Annotated in this window: 17 protein-coding genes; 5 read left to right on the top strand and 12 right to left on the bottom strand. The window is 44.5% G+C overall.

Annotated features, from left to right (window positions below; translation table 11 throughout):
* Window positions 1–78: 78 nt before the first annotated feature.
* Window positions 79–1,533, bottom strand: coding sequence for a cardiolipin synthase (gene cls / locus AAGA51_RS08930; RefSeq protein WP_042482107.1), 1,455 nt, complete (start codon window positions 1,531–1,533; stop codon window positions 79–81).
* A gap of 73 nt (window positions 1,534–1,606) precedes the next feature.
* Between cls and AAGA51_RS08925 the strand changes: the two genes are divergently transcribed.
* The 4 genes from AAGA51_RS08925 to AAGA51_RS08910 all read left to right on the top strand — a co-directional run bounded on the left by AAGA51_RS08925 (window position 1,607) and on the right by AAGA51_RS08910 (window position 5,010).
* The gene (locus tag AAGA51_RS08925) at window positions 1,607–1,876 is read left to right on the top strand and encodes a hypothetical protein (protein ID WP_156102009.1); all 270 of its coding nucleotides are present in this window, start codon (window positions 1,607–1,609) and stop codon (window positions 1,874–1,876) included.
* Between the two features lie 53 nt (window positions 1,877–1,929).
* Window positions 1,930–3,216, top strand: coding sequence for a sodium-dependent transporter (locus AAGA51_RS08920; protein WP_042482112.1), 1,287 nt, complete (start codon window positions 1,930–1,932; stop codon window positions 3,214–3,216).
* A 161-nt stretch (window positions 3,217–3,377) separates the two neighbouring features.
* On the top strand, window positions 3,378–4,073 hold the full coding sequence (locus AAGA51_RS08915; RefSeq protein ID WP_042482114.1) for a TIGR01621 family pseudouridine synthase: 696 nt from the start codon (window positions 3,378–3,380) through the stop codon (window positions 4,071–4,073).
* Between the two features lie 4 nt (window positions 4,074–4,077).
* Window positions 4,078–5,010, top strand: a complete 933-nt coding sequence (locus tag AAGA51_RS08910; RefSeq protein ID WP_042482116.1) for a class I SAM-dependent methyltransferase — start codon at window positions 4,078–4,080, stop codon at window positions 5,008–5,010.
* Between the two features lie 89 nt (window positions 5,011–5,099).
* Here the strand turns inward: AAGA51_RS08910 and AAGA51_RS08905 are convergent, their stop codons facing one another.
* From AAGA51_RS08905 to rbsD, 7 genes are all read right to left on the bottom strand, one after another.
* Window positions 5,100–5,543, bottom strand: coding sequence for an META domain-containing protein (locus AAGA51_RS08905; RefSeq protein ID WP_042482118.1), 444 nt, complete (start codon window positions 5,541–5,543; stop codon window positions 5,100–5,102).
* Window positions 5,544–5,707: 164 nt separating this feature from the next.
* Complete coding sequence (locus tag AAGA51_RS08900; protein WP_042482120.1) at window positions 5,708–6,709, bottom strand: substrate-binding domain-containing protein; 1,002 nt, start codon at window positions 6,707–6,709, stop codon at window positions 5,708–5,710.
* 14 nt (window positions 6,710–6,723) lie between these two features.
* On the bottom strand, window positions 6,724–7,644 hold the full coding sequence (rbsK, locus tag AAGA51_RS08895) for a ribokinase (protein ID WP_042482122.1): 921 nt from the start codon (window positions 7,642–7,644) through the stop codon (window positions 6,724–6,726).
* 130 nt (window positions 7,645–7,774) lie between these two features.
* Window positions 7,775–8,653 (bottom strand): ribose ABC transporter substrate-binding protein RbsB, encoded by an 879-nt coding sequence (rbsB, locus tag AAGA51_RS08890; protein WP_042482124.1) that lies wholly within the window; start codon window positions 8,651–8,653, stop codon window positions 7,775–7,777.
* A gap of 57 nt (window positions 8,654–8,710) precedes the next feature.
* Window positions 8,711–9,694 (bottom strand): ribose ABC transporter permease, encoded by a 984-nt coding sequence (gene rbsC, locus AAGA51_RS08885; protein WP_042482126.1) that lies wholly within the window; start codon window positions 9,692–9,694, stop codon window positions 8,711–8,713.
* On the bottom strand, window positions 9,691–11,196 hold the full coding sequence (gene rbsA, locus AAGA51_RS08880) for a ribose ABC transporter ATP-binding protein RbsA (protein WP_042482128.1): 1,506 nt from the start codon (window positions 11,194–11,196) through the stop codon (window positions 9,691–9,693). Before rbsA ends, rbsC begins: the two co-directional genes overlap by 4 nt.
* 33 nt (window positions 11,197–11,229) lie before the next feature.
* A complete protein-coding gene (gene rbsD / locus AAGA51_RS08875; RefSeq protein WP_042482130.1) occupies window positions 11,230–11,649 on the bottom strand; it encodes a D-ribose pyranase in 420 nt (139 codons plus the stop codon).
* Window positions 11,650–12,040: 391 nt separating this feature from the next.
* On the opposite strand from rbsD, the gene AAGA51_RS08870 reads away from it, so the two are divergent.
* Complete coding sequence (locus AAGA51_RS08870; protein WP_042482132.1) at window positions 12,041–12,289, top strand: DUF1289 domain-containing protein; 249 nt, start codon at window positions 12,041–12,043, stop codon at window positions 12,287–12,289.
* A 22-nt stretch (window positions 12,290–12,311) separates the two neighbouring features.
* Here AAGA51_RS08870 and AAGA51_RS08865 read toward each other — a convergent pair whose 3' ends face one another.
* From AAGA51_RS08865 to AAGA51_RS08850, 4 genes are all read right to left on the bottom strand, one after another.
* Window positions 12,312–12,539, bottom strand: a complete 228-nt coding sequence (locus AAGA51_RS08865; RefSeq protein WP_042482134.1) for a hypothetical protein — start codon at window positions 12,537–12,539, stop codon at window positions 12,312–12,314.
* A 177-nt stretch (window positions 12,540–12,716) separates the two neighbouring features.
* Window positions 12,717–13,814, bottom strand: coding sequence for an ABC transporter permease (locus tag AAGA51_RS08860; protein WP_042482136.1), 1,098 nt, complete (start codon window positions 13,812–13,814; stop codon window positions 12,717–12,719).
* On the bottom strand, window positions 13,811–14,737 hold the full coding sequence (locus AAGA51_RS08855) for an ABC transporter ATP-binding protein (protein WP_042482138.1): 927 nt from the start codon (window positions 14,735–14,737) through the stop codon (window positions 13,811–13,813). The genes AAGA51_RS08860 and AAGA51_RS08855 overlap by 4 nt, the downstream gene beginning before the upstream one ends.
* An 8-nt stretch (window positions 14,738–14,745) precedes the next feature.
* Window positions 14,746–15,690 carry an HlyD family secretion protein gene (locus AAGA51_RS08850; protein ID WP_042482140.1) on the bottom strand — a complete coding sequence of 315 codons (945 nt, stop codon included), beginning with the start codon at window positions 15,688–15,690 and terminating at the stop codon, window positions 14,746–14,748.
* Window positions 15,691–15,828: the final 138 nt, after the last annotated feature.

Here is a 15,828-nt window from a genome sequence, read left to right as displayed (position 1 = left end):
TTGTCCTTGTTAAATGCATCGTTTGACTATTTAAAACATGGAGACATGTTTAAATGCAACCCTGCAAAGGCAAAAAGATCAAAGAAGTGGGTTAAACAGGTAGAAGACACGTTCGAGGAACCGATGCCCGAGGGGGCGTTTTTCCCAGTTCTCGTACTCCACTTGCTGAGATTGTTCCATATAGCCTTGCTGTAACCAGTACATTTCTTCAGTGAACTCTTGGTCGTCCACTGCCAGTGTTACCTCGAAATTGAGCCACAAGCTGCGCATATCCAGATTAACAGTTCCAACCAAGCAGAACTTTCTATCAATCACGACGGATTTCGTGTGCAGGAGGCCGCCATAAAACTTGTGGATGGTGACGCCGGCTTCCAATAGTTCACCGTAAAAAGATCGAGATGCCCATTGAACCATAAAGGAGTCATTCTTCATTGGAATGATTAAGTCGACTTTAATGCCTCGTTGCGCCGTCATTTTTAGGGTTGATAGCAGGTCAGCACTTGGCACGAAATAAGGTGTCGTAATGCACACAGACTCGTTCGCTTGGTTGATAGCTAAAGTTAAAACCTGAGAAATTAGATTTTCGGGCATCCCTGGGCCGGAAGGAACAACCTGAACAGGGTGTTGAGGTAGAAGCGGGTTAATCTGACATTCTGGTTGTGGCGGAAGTTCACGTATTCCGGTTTCAACTTCCCAGTCCCAGCAATGAATGGCAGAAAGCACGTTTACCGTCGGACCTGTTACCCGAACCATAATATCAATCCACTGACCGACACCCGAATCTTGTTTGAAATAGGCAGGGTCAACCATGTTCATCGAACCGGTATAAGCCACTTTGTTATCAATAACGATGATTTTTCGATGTTGGCGAAGATCGAGACGACGCAGGAATATACGCCACGGGCTCACTTCCAAAGCTTGAATCAGTTGAATGCCGGAGTCGCGCATCATCTTTTCCCAATGACTGCGGAAAAAACGAGGGCTACCAGCGGAATCTAAAAGTACTTTGACATCAACACCCCGTTTTGCGGCCTGAATGAGCGCGGATGCAACAGAGTCAGCTAATCCACCCGGGTGCCAAATGTAGAATACGATTCGTATCGTGGACTTTGCTTGTTCGATATCCTCGATGATGGAGTGAAGGATCTCGTTGGGAGAATTCAACAGCGACAAGGTGTTTCCCGATAAAGCTGGAATGCCCATTCGGTAATTACACAGCTCATCAATCTTAGAAATGTGTGCCCCCATGGCTTCAGGCATGTGTGCCTGACACGCATTTAAGGACTTAAACCACTCACCAAAGGGAGTGAACATCTCTTTCGCTCTGTCTGCGCGCTTGCGCCCTAGATTCAGTTCACCAAAAAGGAAATAGCAAATCACACCCAGTATCGGCAGGATATAAATGATCATCAACCAAGCCAAAGAGACACTCACGGCGTTGCGTTTGAGTACCACACGTATGGTGACACCCGCCACAAGGAACCAGTAGAGCGCGATGCCTGCAAGTGTTAAGAAATGATAAACCTTATCCATGAGTCACTTATATCTAAAATACCTAGTGGTGATATTAAGTCGAAAGCATATGTGAAGAAAGAATTTAGCGTAAATGAATGTAAAAGATATGCAGATGGATGCTTTTTGTTGCGCAGGCGTTGTAGGAATAAATTCTTACAAAAAGACCAAAAAAGCACCATTTAATCTATTAAATAGACATGAATGCCATAAATTAGTCTGTTCGGGCTTCCAATTTTATTCCCAAACTGTTTTACTTGCCACCACTTCGATATCTATTGATATTTTTGTTTGTGTAAAATTAAATTTACACGCAAATGTGGCTATCGACAAACATATAACGCAAACACACACATCGGTATAAAAATTATGGCAAGTAGTTCTAGAGGGCAGTTCACCTCTCGATTTGGCTTCATCATGGCAGCAGCAGGTTCTGCTGTAGGCTTAGGAAACGTTTGGGGTTTCCCAACTCAGGCGGCCAGCAATGGTGGCGCGGTATTTCTTTTTGTTTATCTGCTTATGGTTTTCCTACTTGCATTTCCAATGTTAGTAGCAGAGCTCACCATTGGCCGTTATGGTCAGTCGAACTCAATCAGTTCGTTTAAATCTGTTTGGCCTAAGGGTAAAGCGGGCGCGGTTTTGCTTGGTGTTGTCGGCTTAACGGTTGTCTCTTTGATTCTGGCTTTCTACGCGATCGTTGCAGGTTGGTTGATTGGCTCTTTCTTTGGTAGTGGTTTAACTCTGGTTGGGATGGACAGTGCGGCTCATTGGCTCACCAGTTTTGGTACTGAACGCAACCTAGTATTGATGGTGTCTTTCATGGCGATCACTATGTATGTTGTACGTAGCGGGGTTGCTGATGGTATCGAAAAGTGGTCAACGCGTTTGATGCCAGTATTGTTTGCTTTGTTCGCTCTGCTAACGGTTTACATCTTTACTCAAGAAGGCTCAATGGAAGGCCTGAAGATGTACCTTATCCCTGATTTTTCTCATTTCACGCCTTCTTTAATTGTGGGTGCGATGGGGCAAGCATTCTTCTCGCTATCTTTAGGTGTGTGTGTAATGACCACTTACGGTTCATACCTGAAGAAAGATACCAACATTCCAAAAACTGCGGCTCAAGTGGCTTTGATCGATACTGGCGTTGCATTTATCGCAGGTCTAGTGATTCTGCCTGCTATGTTTGTTGCTAAAAATCACGGTGTTGAAATCTTCTCTGAATCTGGCGAGCTTCTGAATTCGGATACGCTTGTGTTCACAGTACTTCCAGCCATGTTCGATACCATGGGCGCGGTTGGTGCAATCGTCGGTGTCGTGTTCTTCTTACTGATGATCATTGCGGCGCTGACGTCATCGATTTCAATGCTAGAAGTTCCTGTTTCTTGTGCGACGGAAGAGCTAAAACAGAACCGTAATACAGCAGTACTTTGGATTGGTGGTTTGGTAACGATTGCCTCTGGTGTGATTGTTATGAACTTCTCAAGCCTGTTCGGTTTGGTGATTCAATTCACGACGGTTTACTCACAGCCAATCATTGCACTGCTGATTACGCTTCTTGCAGGTTGGATTTGGAACCGCAACCAAGTATTGAATGAACTAAAGCAAGGCTACCCAGAAATTGAGAGTAGCTGGTTCTGGAAAATTTGGCCGACTTACGTACGTTTCGTATGTCCGGTACTTATGCTGCTAGTGTTCTTCGCATAATCAGCTGTTCGCATTATTAAGATGTTTGATTTCATAAGGCCGCTTTTAGCGGCCTTTGTTTTATCTCTATTCTTTTATGTCTATCTAAAGGCGGCAACATAATGTTTTACTGACCTTTAGTCTCAGTTGAGTATAATGGCCGTCCATTATTGAGGGGCATCATGTTCGATATTCTATTTACTCACTCTGATTTTATCGTCATCAATAAGCATCCGAATGTTTCGGTACACAAAGATGATGGCGATACCATGCTGTTGCAAGAAGTTGGCAAAGTCAGCGGTGATTCTCAGCTTTATTTAGTTCATCGACTCGATAAGATGACGTCAGGCATATTATTGCTTGCGCGTAATGCTCAAGCAGCAAGCGAACTTTCTCAAGCCTTTGCTCATCGTGATGTTGAAAAATTCTATTTAGCTCTTGGCAGTAAGAAGCCAAAGAAAAAGCAAGGCCTGATCAGCGGTGATATGGAGCGTTCTCGTCGCGCTTCTTGGAAACTGCTTGCGACTCAGCAGAATCCGGCGGTGACCCAATTTTTCTCAGCCGCAGCAGAACCAGGCGAGAGATTGTTTTTGTGTAAGCCTCACACAGGAAAAACGCATCAGATTCGTGTAGCGCTTAAATCGATTGGTTCAGCAATCGTAGGTGACCCTATTTATAACGCTTCCGATGAAGCTGACCGTGGATATTTACACGCCTTTGCTCTTAAGTTTATTTATGCTGGCGAAACCTTTCAGTTTCTCTGTGACCCAAGAGAAAAAGAGTACCTTGGGCAGAAATGGAACAGCGAAGTGGTGAGTCAAAACATCGAATTATGGTTACAACCTTGGTCACTTAACTGGCCAACAGTGAAAAAGTAATATTATGCAACTTTCAGCTTTACCCATTTTTTTTGAAGAGCTTAATGCTCAGCTCACACAAGCCCCTGATGAAGTTCGTCGACTGTTTCATGGTCGAGGTCAACGTTGGGAAGGCTTGGAGCAAATTACTTGTGACTGGCTACAGGGACAACTGGTTGTAAACTTGTTCAAAGAAGTGGAAGAAGAGTTTCTTCAAGCACTCGAACAAGGTTTGCAAGCGTTATCGCAATCATCCTTATGGCAACAGCGAAACGGCAGTTGTATTTTGCTTCAACACCGCTACGCTGACGGAGCTCCTTCCCAAGTACTTTGGGGAGAGTTGAATTCAAGACCTGTTGTGGTTGAAAGTGGTTTGAAGTATCAGCTTGATATTGGCAGAAACCAAAACTTTGGCTTGTTCCTCGATATGCGTTTAGGCCGAGACTGGGTGAGAGAACACGCCAAACATAAGAACGTACTTAACTTGTTTGCTTACACCTGTGGATTTTCCGTGGCAGCGATAGCGGGTGGGGCCGATAAAGTCGTCAATGTCGATATGGCAAAAGGTTCTTTGTCGAAAGGGCGAGAAAACCATCTGATTAATGATCACAATGTCAGTAAAGTGAGTTTCCTAGGACACGATATCTTTAAATCGTGGGGGAAAATCAAAAAAGCTGGACCTTATGATCTGATCGTTATTGACCCGCCTTCTTTTCAGAAAGGTAGCTTTGCGTTGACTAAAGATTACCAAAGAATTCTTCGTCGTCTTCCAGAACTATTGACGGAAGGAGGGGAAGTGTTGGCTTGCGTTAACTCGCCAATGGTAAGCAGTGATTTTCTGATTGACGGAATGAAAGCTGAAGCTCCAGATTTGAACTTCCAATATCGTCTCGATAACCCGCCAGAGTTTGCAGATATCAATTCTGAGTCAGCACTGAAAGCCTTAGTATTTAGCTAGCGGACGTTTAGATGTGCGTTTAAACCGAAAACAAAAATAGCAGCCAATGGCTGCTATTTTTTATGATTCACTTATGTGTTTATAAACGCTTAATTCATATGGTCGCTAAGTTTAAATGTCAGTGTGTGGACATCGTTTTTCAGTACCAATGAATCTTTCGTTAGCGTCATATCGCTCCAATCTTGTAGCGTTTGAGAAACTGCTTGTTCGGTATCCATGATGTCACCGATACACATCTTCATGGTTTTGCCCATTTTCTCAATACGGAACTTGTTGTCTTTCACTTCCGCTTGGCCGAAAAAGTTGTTGCAGCCAGCGTTACCATTGGCAATCATTTTTTCGCCAATTTCTAGGTTAGGAGTTCTTAAGCGTTCATTCTTCACTACGTCTTTACCATCAACTTGAGTAAGTTCCCAGTTGTGGTGTTGTAGGTCTTGAGCCGTAATTTGCACTTCATCACCAGTACTTTGACAAGCCGTTAGAATTACAGGCAGCGTTACCGCTGCAAGTAGCGATTTTGAAATCAGCTTCATATGATTCACTCCGAATATGGAAATTCCGCTCAGTATAGTCAATAAAACACTGTTTTTGTCAGCATGAGGTCATAGATTGAGTCTCAAATCACATCAATCTGTTTGTTACTTATTGAAATGTATAAATATTGTTGGGTTGTCAATTGCCGTATGTAAGACAATTCCTAAAGTTGCTTAACACTTTTACGAACGATAAGTGTTGGTTCGAGTTGAATAATCTCAGGCTCATTGCTCAGCTTATTGATCTTTTTAAGCAGTGTATCAACAGCCGCTTTTCCTAAGCGGTATTTAGGCTGATGAATGGTGGTTAACGACGGAGACATAAACTTGGCAATGTGAATGTCATCGTAGCCTATGATGGAGATGTCATCCGGAATGGAGAGGTTGTTTTCATTTGCTGCGTTAATCACACCCATTGCCATCATGTCGTTACTGACAAAGAGAGCACTTGGCAACGAATTTAACTTCATCAGCTTGATAAACGTGTCGTAGCCCCCTTGGCACTCAAAGTTCGACTCCATGACCCATTCAGGGTGTATTTCCAAATTAGCTTCACGCAGCGCACGTTTGTAGCCTTCATAACGCATCTGTGCCTGATGATGATTCAAAGGCCCCGTAATACAGCCGATCTCTTTATGACCACTCTCAATCAGATGTTTAGTGGCCATGTAGCCACCAAGCAGAGAGTTATCCTGAATCTTATCGCTGGAAAATAGCATCGGGCCCCAGTCCATCACCACGACAGGGATATCTGGGTAGCGTTCAAACTCATCAATACGTTCACCCACCAATGTAGAACACATCAAAATAATACCGTCTACGCGTTTTTGCAGCAGGGTATTGATTGAGGCTTTCATGCGCTCGTGATCGCCTTCTGTGTTACACAGAATCAAGTTATAACCTTGTTGGTAACAGTTACGTTCGACACCTTTGACCACTTCACCAAAGAATGGGTTGGTTGATGTTGTCATCAACATGCCAATGGTTTTGGTACGGTTCATTTTAAGGCTGCGAGCTAGAGCGGAAGGAGCGTAGTTGAGTTCTTGAGCGGCTTTGTTAACCCGTTCCGCAATCTCATCGCTTACGAAACGGGTTTTGTTGATCACATGGCTAACAGTCGATGTTGAAACTCCGGCGAGTTTTGCTAAATCCTTCATTGTTGCCATGTCATCAGTATCCTTTACTTTTGTTCAGCTAAGAATGCATCAACCTCAGAGCGTTGTGGAATAGAGGTTTGCGCGCCAAAACGGGTAACAGAAATCGCTGCGGCGGCGTGTGCAAATTTAATCGCTGATTCTAAAGGCATTTCTTCTAACAAGCCAGTAACAAAAGCGCCGTTAAAGGTATCGCCAGCTGCGGTTGTGTCGGTCGCTTTTACTCTGAATCCCGGAATAATGACGCCTTTACCATTCTGACTCAACCAAACGCCTTTGGCTCCGAGAGTAATCATGACAGTTTCGATCCCCTTACTATGAAGAATATCCGCCGCTTTTTGTGCTGATTCATCGTCGGAGACGGTGATGCCTGTCAGCACTTCAGCTTCAGTTTCGTTCGGAGTAATGATATCGACGCAGCTAAGCAGTTCATCTGGCAATTCACGTGCAGGGGCAGGGTTTAGAATCACCTGAGTTTGCGCACTTTTTGCCACTTGAACGGCTTGGATAATACCGTCTAGCGGTGTTTCAAGTTGAGCAAGGAAGTATTGTGCATTACGTATCTGGTCAAGATGCGGCTCAATGGCTTCTGCAGTGAGCTTTGCATTCGCTTCGGCAGAAATACAGATGCTGTTTTCACCGCTGTCAGAGACCTGAATCATCGCGATACCAGTAGGGCAGTTTGGTTGTAGCTTGACCCCTGATACGTTGATGCCATCGACTTTAAAGCTTTCGCGAATGTTAATGCCAAACGAGTCATCACCCACACAAGCAATAAAACCGACATCGGCTTTCAAACGAGCTGCCGCTACAGCTTGGTTTGCGCCTTTGCCACCTGGGATAACTTGGTAATTGCGGCCGTGAAGTGTTTCGCCTGGGCGAGGAAAAGTCGGTACTTGAAGAACGTGGTCTGCATTGACACTACCGAATACCACCAACTTATTCATAGAAGAAGTCCTCAGTGTTTTAGGAATAAAAAGAGAGGTTTAAAGTCTTTATTTACTTAACACGTTAAAGTTTAAAACATTAAAGCTGTCTTTTTTCACCCTCCCCGTGAGGAGAGGGTGTGATTAGCAATTACTTAGTGATAACTTTTAGTGGAACTGGGATGTACTCTTCCACTTTTTCGCCTTTCAGTACTTTGTCAGCTGTTTCTACACCTAACGCACCGATCATATCTGGTTGTTGAGCAACCGTTGCTGCCAGTTTGCCTCGTTCTACCGCTGCAATACCGTCGTCTGTACCGTCAAAACCAACAATCATTACGTTTTTACCAGAAGCCTGAACTGCGCGAAGTGCGCCTAGAGCCATTTCGTCGTTCTGTGCAAATACCGCTTCAACATCTGGGTTCGCTGCTAGTAGGTTTTCCATTACGTTCAGACCTTTAGTACGGTCGAAGTCCGCTGGTTGGCTAGCAAGTAGTTGCATTTGGCTACCTTTAACTGCATTCATAAAGCCTTCACCACGCTCACGTGCCGCAGAAGTACCAGCAATACCTTCTAGTTGAATAACTTTGGCTTTCTCACCCACTTTTTCCATGATGAAGTGACCTGCCATTTCGCCGCCAATAATGTTGTCAGATGCGATGTGGCTCACTACGTCACCGCGGCTTGCACCACGGTCCAGAGTCAATACTGGAATCTTAGCGTTGTTTGCGATGCGAATTGCGTTTGATACCGCATCTGAATCTGTTGGGTTGATCAGGATTGCTTTCACGCCACGAACAGTAAGGTCTTCCACGTTTGAAAGCTCTTTACTTGGGTCGTTTTGTGAATCTAAAACGATAAGGTTATAGCCGAGCTCTTTTGCTTTTGCTTCTGCTCCATCTTTCATCGTAACGAAGAATGGGTTGTTCAGCGTAGAGACGACAATTGCCATCGTATCTTGCGCGTATGCAGAGACAGAAACAGAGGTTGATAACAGTGCAGCTGAAATCAGAGTTGCCAATTTTTTCATTTTAATTTCCTTATGCTGGGGGAGACCTAACCGAAGTTAGGTCTGTTGTTTCACGGGTTATTTGTTTTTGTTGTCTACAAGTACTGCAAGCAGGATAACCACTGCTTTTGCAATCATTTGGTAGTAAGAAGACACATCTAGTAGGTTTAGTGCGTTGTTCAGGAAGCCGATAATCAAAGCACCAATCAGTGTGCCCATGATCTTACCGCGACCGCCCAGTAGGCTTGTTCCGCCTAACACTACCGCTGCAATAGCATCAAGCTCATAGCCCATGCCTGCAGTAGGTTGTGCAGACGATAGACGTGATGTCACGATGATGCCCGCTAGAGCTGCAAGAAGACCACAGATTGCGTAAACGCCGATTTTGACTTTGTCTACGTTGATACCTGAAAGACGTGTCGCTGATTCGTTACCGCCTGACGCATATACGTAGCGGCCAAAACGAGTGTGATTTAGAAGGTACCAAGCTGCGGCAAATACGATTGCCATCAACCATACCGGAACTGGAATACCTAGCATGTAGCCTGTACCAAACCATGCAAATGCATCCGCAGTATCGGTAAAGCCAGTAGAGATTGGTCGACCGTCGGTGTAAACCATGGTCACACCACGTAGTAAAGTCATGGTAACTAGGGTTGCGATAAACGCCTGAACCTTACCTTTGGCAATCACGAAACCACTGATCGCCCCTAGTGCAGCACCAGCGATAAGTGCTGTTGGTACCGCAATTAATACCGGAACTTCAATAGCTATAAGGCTTGCGGCAAAAGCACCACAAAGAGCAAGTACAGAACCGACACTCAGGTCGATACCGCCAGTCAGAATAACTAACGTCATACCTACGGCGATGATGGCGTTTACCGATGTCTGACGAAGAATATTCATCAGGTTATCCATGGTAAAAAAGTTTGGGTTTAAAAAAGAGACAACCACGATCAGAAACAGCAATGCGATAAGTGATTTCTGTTCGATCAGCCATTCTTTACTCAGCAACTTCTTTTCGCTGACAGAATTTGTTTTATTCATAGTGTTAGTACTCATGCTGCTTCCTCGTTCACCGTTTTACCGACGGCACACGCTAATAGATTTTCTTGGTTGGCGTCTTTAGCTGAAAACTCGCCGCTGATTCGACCTTCATGCATCACCAAGATGCGGTCACTCATACCTAAGACTTCTGGCATTTCTGAAGACACCAAAATGATACTCATGCCTTCTGCTTTGAACTTATTGATTAACTGATAGATTTCTTTCTTTGCGCCTACATCAACACCGCGAGTTGGCTCGTCAAGAATCAATACTTTTGGACGGGTCATTAAACCTTTAGCGATAGCCACTTTTTGTTGGTTACCACCAGACAAATTGCCAATGATCTGATTTCTCGATGGTGTTTTGATATTGAAGAGCTGGATAAAGTCTTCCACTGCAATGGCTTCATCGTTGTGTTGCAGCTGAATACCTTTAGAGAGCTTATCTAATGCGCAAAGCGACATGTTTTCTTTCACTGAAAGCCCTAATACCAGGCCGTCACCTTTACGGTCTTCAGAAATATATGCGATACCGTTAGCCAAACCGTCTTGAGGAGTGACTGGGTTTATAGTGCGTCCATCTAAATTAATTACGCCACGTTCTGAAGGTAGAGCGCCGTAAATGACTTTCATCAATTCAGTTCGACCCGCGCCCATTAAGCCAGAAACACCAAGGATTTCGCCTTTTTTGAGTGTAAAGCTGACGTCGTGAACACCGGAGCCTGTTAAACCAATTACTTCTAAGCAAGTGTCGCCGTGTTTAACGTCAATACGTGGGTATTGCTCTTCAAGTTTACGGCCAACCATCATTTCAATCAGGCCATCTTCGTTGATGTCAGTAACAGGGCATTCGCCGATAAACTTGCCATCACGCAGCACCGTTACGTCATCACAAATTTCAAATATCTCTTTCAAACGGTGAGAGATATAGACAATGCCGCAACCTTGTTCACGCAGTTCGTTGATTACTTTGAACAACGACTCTGTTTCAGTATCTGTAAGCGCATCAGTAGGTTCATCCATGATGATGACTTTTGATTCGAACGATAACGCTTTGGCGATTTCCACCATCTGCTGTTCGCCAAGACTCAGTGCACCTAGCTGAGTTTTAGAACTGTATTTTACGTTCAGGCGAGCGAGTAACTTGTCCGCTTGCTGATACATTTCATTCCACAGGATGCGGCCCATAGGGCTGGTTTTTTCGCGACCGAGAAAGATGTTTTCAGCAATCGTCAGTTCTGGGATCAGGTTAAGTTCTTGGTGGATAATACTGATACCAGCTTGCTGAGAATCTCGTGGTCCTTTAAACGATGCAGGTTGTCCTTGATATTGAATGTCACCAGCATCTTTGGTGTAGATGCCTGTTAACACTTTCATCAAGGTTGATTTGCCAGCGCCATTTTCGCCCATAAGCGCCATGACACGGCCGGGATAGACATTCAGACCTGCTTGGTCGAGCGCTTTAACCCCCGGGAAGGCTTTATCAATGTTGCTTAGCGCTAAAATTGGTTGAGTCATGCTCTTTCCTCAATTGTTGAGTGGGAGATGGAATTAAAAAACCACACCAGCTTGGAAAATGACGTTTGCGTACGGGGTACATTCGCCCGTTCTGATAACCGCACGGCTATCTTGAGTGCGTACTTTGAATTCTTCGTGCGACACGTAAGCAATATTGATGGCTTTGCCACAGCGTGACTCTTCGTCTTTGAGTTCTTGAAGCAAAGCAGCGTGAAGCTCTGGGCTAACCTGAGAAAACTCACTGGCCATTACGACACCTTCAATTTGAGACTCAGAAAGAATGACGCGAACAGTATCTAAGAAACTCGGTACACCATGAGTTAAGGCCAAATCGATGCGTTGTGTTTCGTCTGGAATCGGTAAACCAGCATCGCAAATAGTGATCTCGTCGGTATGACCTAGTGTTGCCGTCAAGTAAGAGAGTTCTGAGTTCAGTAGGGCGCTTTTTTTCATTGTTTTACCTATGTAATCGCAAATGTTTTGTCTTTGGAACAAGGTGTTTTTATCGCTTTAACGGTAAAAAAACAGTTCATCGAAACGTTTCGATGAAATCTAGGCCATTAAATTGAAGTTGAACAGTGAGAGAAATATCTTGTGTGATAATGATCGACGAATTTTATTGATAGAATGGAAATTAGGTGATCAAAATCACTTTGTTTACCACTTCAATGCACCTGAATCGGGCAAACTTGCGCAGGAATCGCTGGATCACTCAGATTGGTTAGAATTTGTTGATTGAAACTTCTCTTTTCTATACTTATAACTGTAAACACAAGCCAGAAGTAACCTCGTTGAGACTTAAGATAAGGCTTGATGAATCAATCACCGAACAGAAGGAATACTCATGGAGCAGCTTGAATTTTTTACTGTGCCCAGTCCTTGTATTGGTGTTTGCTCAATGGACGAGAAAGGGTATTGCCGAGGATGCATGCGTAAACGTGAAGAAAGATTTGGTTGGTTGGAAATGACGCCAGCGCAGCAAATTCACGTTATCAAACTGTGCAGGCAACGTTATCGCCGAAAAATAGCGCAAAACAAAGCATTAAACGAAGGGGCTCCCGAATCCGAGAGCCCGCAACAATCATTGTTTTAGGACGATGTAATAAAGACTTGGCCTATTTTAAAGACCAAAGATCACTGACCCAGCCACCAGCGTGAGCGTCGAAGTGCACTCCGCTAAATTTGCTGTTCACATCTTTAAAAGGTTCAGAATTACGTTGTTCGGACATGATTGCTCGTATATGGCAAGCCATTGGGTCAGTAGGATCCGCGTTGGATGCTTGTGTTCTGATAGCAACTTCTTTGATGAGCTGCAAACGGTAGCTGTTACTCGCGCGTTTCATTTTGACCTCCGTAAACGATGTGACCATTAAAAAAGTTAGGATCTGCTTATTTTTTAGTCAACGCAGATCCTCCCATATTTTTTCTAATGCGTAATCGTTCACAAAGTTGTTTGAGACACCATGCAAGCTTCAATCAATTATGAGTTGCGACAGATTCTCACAACATAATTCTTCGCGCTAATCCAAGGATTTTTTGAATCTCAAAGACGCGATAATCAGCCCTAATAAAGTAAATCCTGCCAGCCAAAGCGTGTCTTTCCAGAGGTCTGTCAAATCTGCTCCTCTTAACACAATTCCCCGAATCAAGCGCATAAAATGGGTTGCCGGTAATACTTCCGATATCCATTGCGCAGCGACGGGCATGCCCTCATATGGAAACATAAAACCCGAAAGCAAAATGGAAGGCAGGAGGATAAACACCGTCATCTGCATGGCTTGAAGTTGAGTACTTGCCAGCGTTGAAATCATCAGCCCGAGGGTTAAACTCGCGGAAATAAACAATAAGGTACCAAATAAAATCTGGCTGATATCACCGTTAATTGGCACTGCAAAAATGTAATGCCCTAAGCCGAGAATGATAAAAACCTGAATCAGACCAACAAAGATATACGGAACAATTTTCGCAACCATCAGTTCGATAGGGTGTATCGGCGTTGTGATCAGCAGTTCCAAATTGCCTCGTTCTCTTTCTCGTACAATTGCGGCGCTGGTAAACAGGATCATTGTCATGGTCAATATGACGCCTAAAAGACCGGGGACAATATTGACAGCCGAGCGGCGACTCGGGTTATACAGCAAAGTCACCTCAAATGTGGGCGTGCTTGCGGGTTTGATTTTGAAATCAAAATCAGTAAGCGGCATGGCTCTAAGGCCCATGATAGATCCTGCGATAATGGTGTCCGAACCATCGACCAGCCACTGTCCCAATTCTCTGCCTTGCTGCAAACGTTGAAGTAAGTCTTTTGGCAAGATCAAAGCCGCACGAACCTCACCTTGTTCAATGGCTTGCTCTGCATGTTTGGCGGTTGGGTACTGCTTAGTTACTGTGACCACTTGTGTCGCTTTGATTGATTCTGTAAGCAAACGTCCAAATGCGCTCTGACTTTGGTCGACGACAGCAACGGGGATGTTGCGAACATCCGTATTAATGGCAAACCCAAATAACAACAACTGAATCAGAGGAATCATGACCACCATGCCAAACGTGATACGGTCACGGGATAACTGGCGCAGTTCCTTGATCATTACAGCTTTCATTCGAAACAGACTATTCATTGGCGGCCTTTTCCTGTGACTGAGACAAATACATCTTCCAAGCTAGGGCGGGCAATTGTCAGTTCGGCGTTGGCTAAGCTCGGTTCAACGGATTTGAGCCATTCGATTGGATGGGTGACTTCGCGATGAATAAGCACACGCAATCGAACACCAAGTTGCGCTGCTGAGCGAACTTGCGGATATGATATTAACGATTCTTTGAGTTTGCGAAGATTCGGCGCTTTTACTTCAACAATATTTACGCCCATTTGCTGCATCAGCTTTTCCGGCTCGTCATCAGCGCGAATTTCACCTGACTCCATAATCGCAAGCCTATGGCAGCGTTCCGCTTCATCCATGTAATGGGTAGTGACTAGAATGGTTGTTCCTTGAGAGGAGAGATCAAATAGCTGTTCCCAAAACTCGCGGCGGTTTTCAGGGTCAACAGCAGAGGTCGGTTCATCCAGAAACAGTAACTCAGGATTATGCATAGTGGCTGCTGCGAGAGCGAGACGTTGTTTTTGTCCGCCACTCATACTTGATACGCGCTGCTTTCTACGTTCGTCTAAGCCGTAAGTTTTCAATTGTTCGTTGGTTCGTTGTGTGAGCGCTTTTCGGTTCATACCAAAAATCTGCCCCATAAACTGCAAATTTTCCTCAACGGTGAGTTCATCGTAGAGAGAAAATTTTTGCGTCATATAACCAATTTTCAAACGTAATTGTTCTGATTGTCTTGGGATCTCTAAGCCCAAAACATTAACAGAACCAGAAGTCGGGCTGAGCAAGCCAGTAAGCACTCGGATGGTGGTTGATTTACCGCATCCATTTGGGCCCAAAAAACCATATATACTGCCTTTAGGAACGCTTAGATTGATGCCTTCTATTGCCGTAAAATCGCCAAATTTTTTAACGACTTGCTCTGCGTGAATTGCGTATTCCGTCATCATCGCTCCTAGGGCAAATCTACTTCAGCGGGAATGCCTGATGGCAAGTTTTGCGCATCATCGGATAAATCAATTTCTGCCAGATACATTAATCGCGCACGTTCATTTTCTGTCAGCGCATAGTAGGGCGTAAATGAAGGTTCATTCGCTATCCAGCGCACAGTGCCTTGGTAGGTTTGTTCTACACCATCCACATGCACTTGTAACTTTGTTCCCTGTGTTAAATTAACCCGATAAGGTTCTGGTACGTATACACGAGCAAACGGCGAATTGTCGGCTTGCACAACAGCAACGATACTGCCGACAGAAACCCGTTCCCCTAAGTTGTATGGCAGATTATCAAGCACACCATCACGGGTAGATACAATGGTCAGTTCGTCGAGTTTCTGTTGTTGCACAGCAGAGTTAGCAATCGCTGCATCAAGTTCAGCTTTCGCCTGCTCAATATCTTCTACGCGAGCACCTGCGGTGAGTTTTGCAAATTCTTCTTTCGCCGAGTCTAGTTCGGCTCTGGCTGAATCTCTGGCAGACAGGGCTGTATCTTTTTCAGATTCGCTGATGAGATTTTTCGACACCAGTTCTGCTTTTCGGCGATAGTTTTTGTTGGCTTCAGTCAATTTTGCCGTTGCTAAGGTGACTTTAGCTTGCGCTACCGCGATATCTTCTGGTCGTTCACCATTGGTCAGTTTGGTCAGATAAGCATTGGCTTTTGCTTGCTGGGCAATGGCTTGGGCAAGCATCGCTTCTTGGCTGGTACTATCTAACCTAACCAAGATGTCGCCTATTTTTACTTGGCTACCTTCCTTCACTGGAAGCTCTCTGATGATTTCATTGCTGGTGGCAGAGAACGTTACTCTGTCTCGTTCTAAAGTCCCGAGAGCTTGTGAGCTATCTTCAGGAGCACAAGCAACGAGCAGAGGAAGTAGGAGCAACAATGCGCCGAGTGATTTCATAACAGGCTCCGTAGAAGTTCAAGATTTAACCGAATCGTATAAGTTTATGTTCATTAAGGGCTTTCTTGCACACATTATTCATCAAGGGTGTGAGCTGTGAAACCGCATTTTATGCAATCAAACTAATACTGCATGGCT

The organism is Vibrio diazotrophicus, assembly GCF_038452265.1.
Classification (GTDB): Bacteria; Pseudomonadota; Gammaproteobacteria; order Enterobacterales; family Vibrionaceae; genus Vibrio; species Vibrio diazotrophicus.
This window is presented reverse-complemented; position numbering and strand designations above follow the sequence as displayed.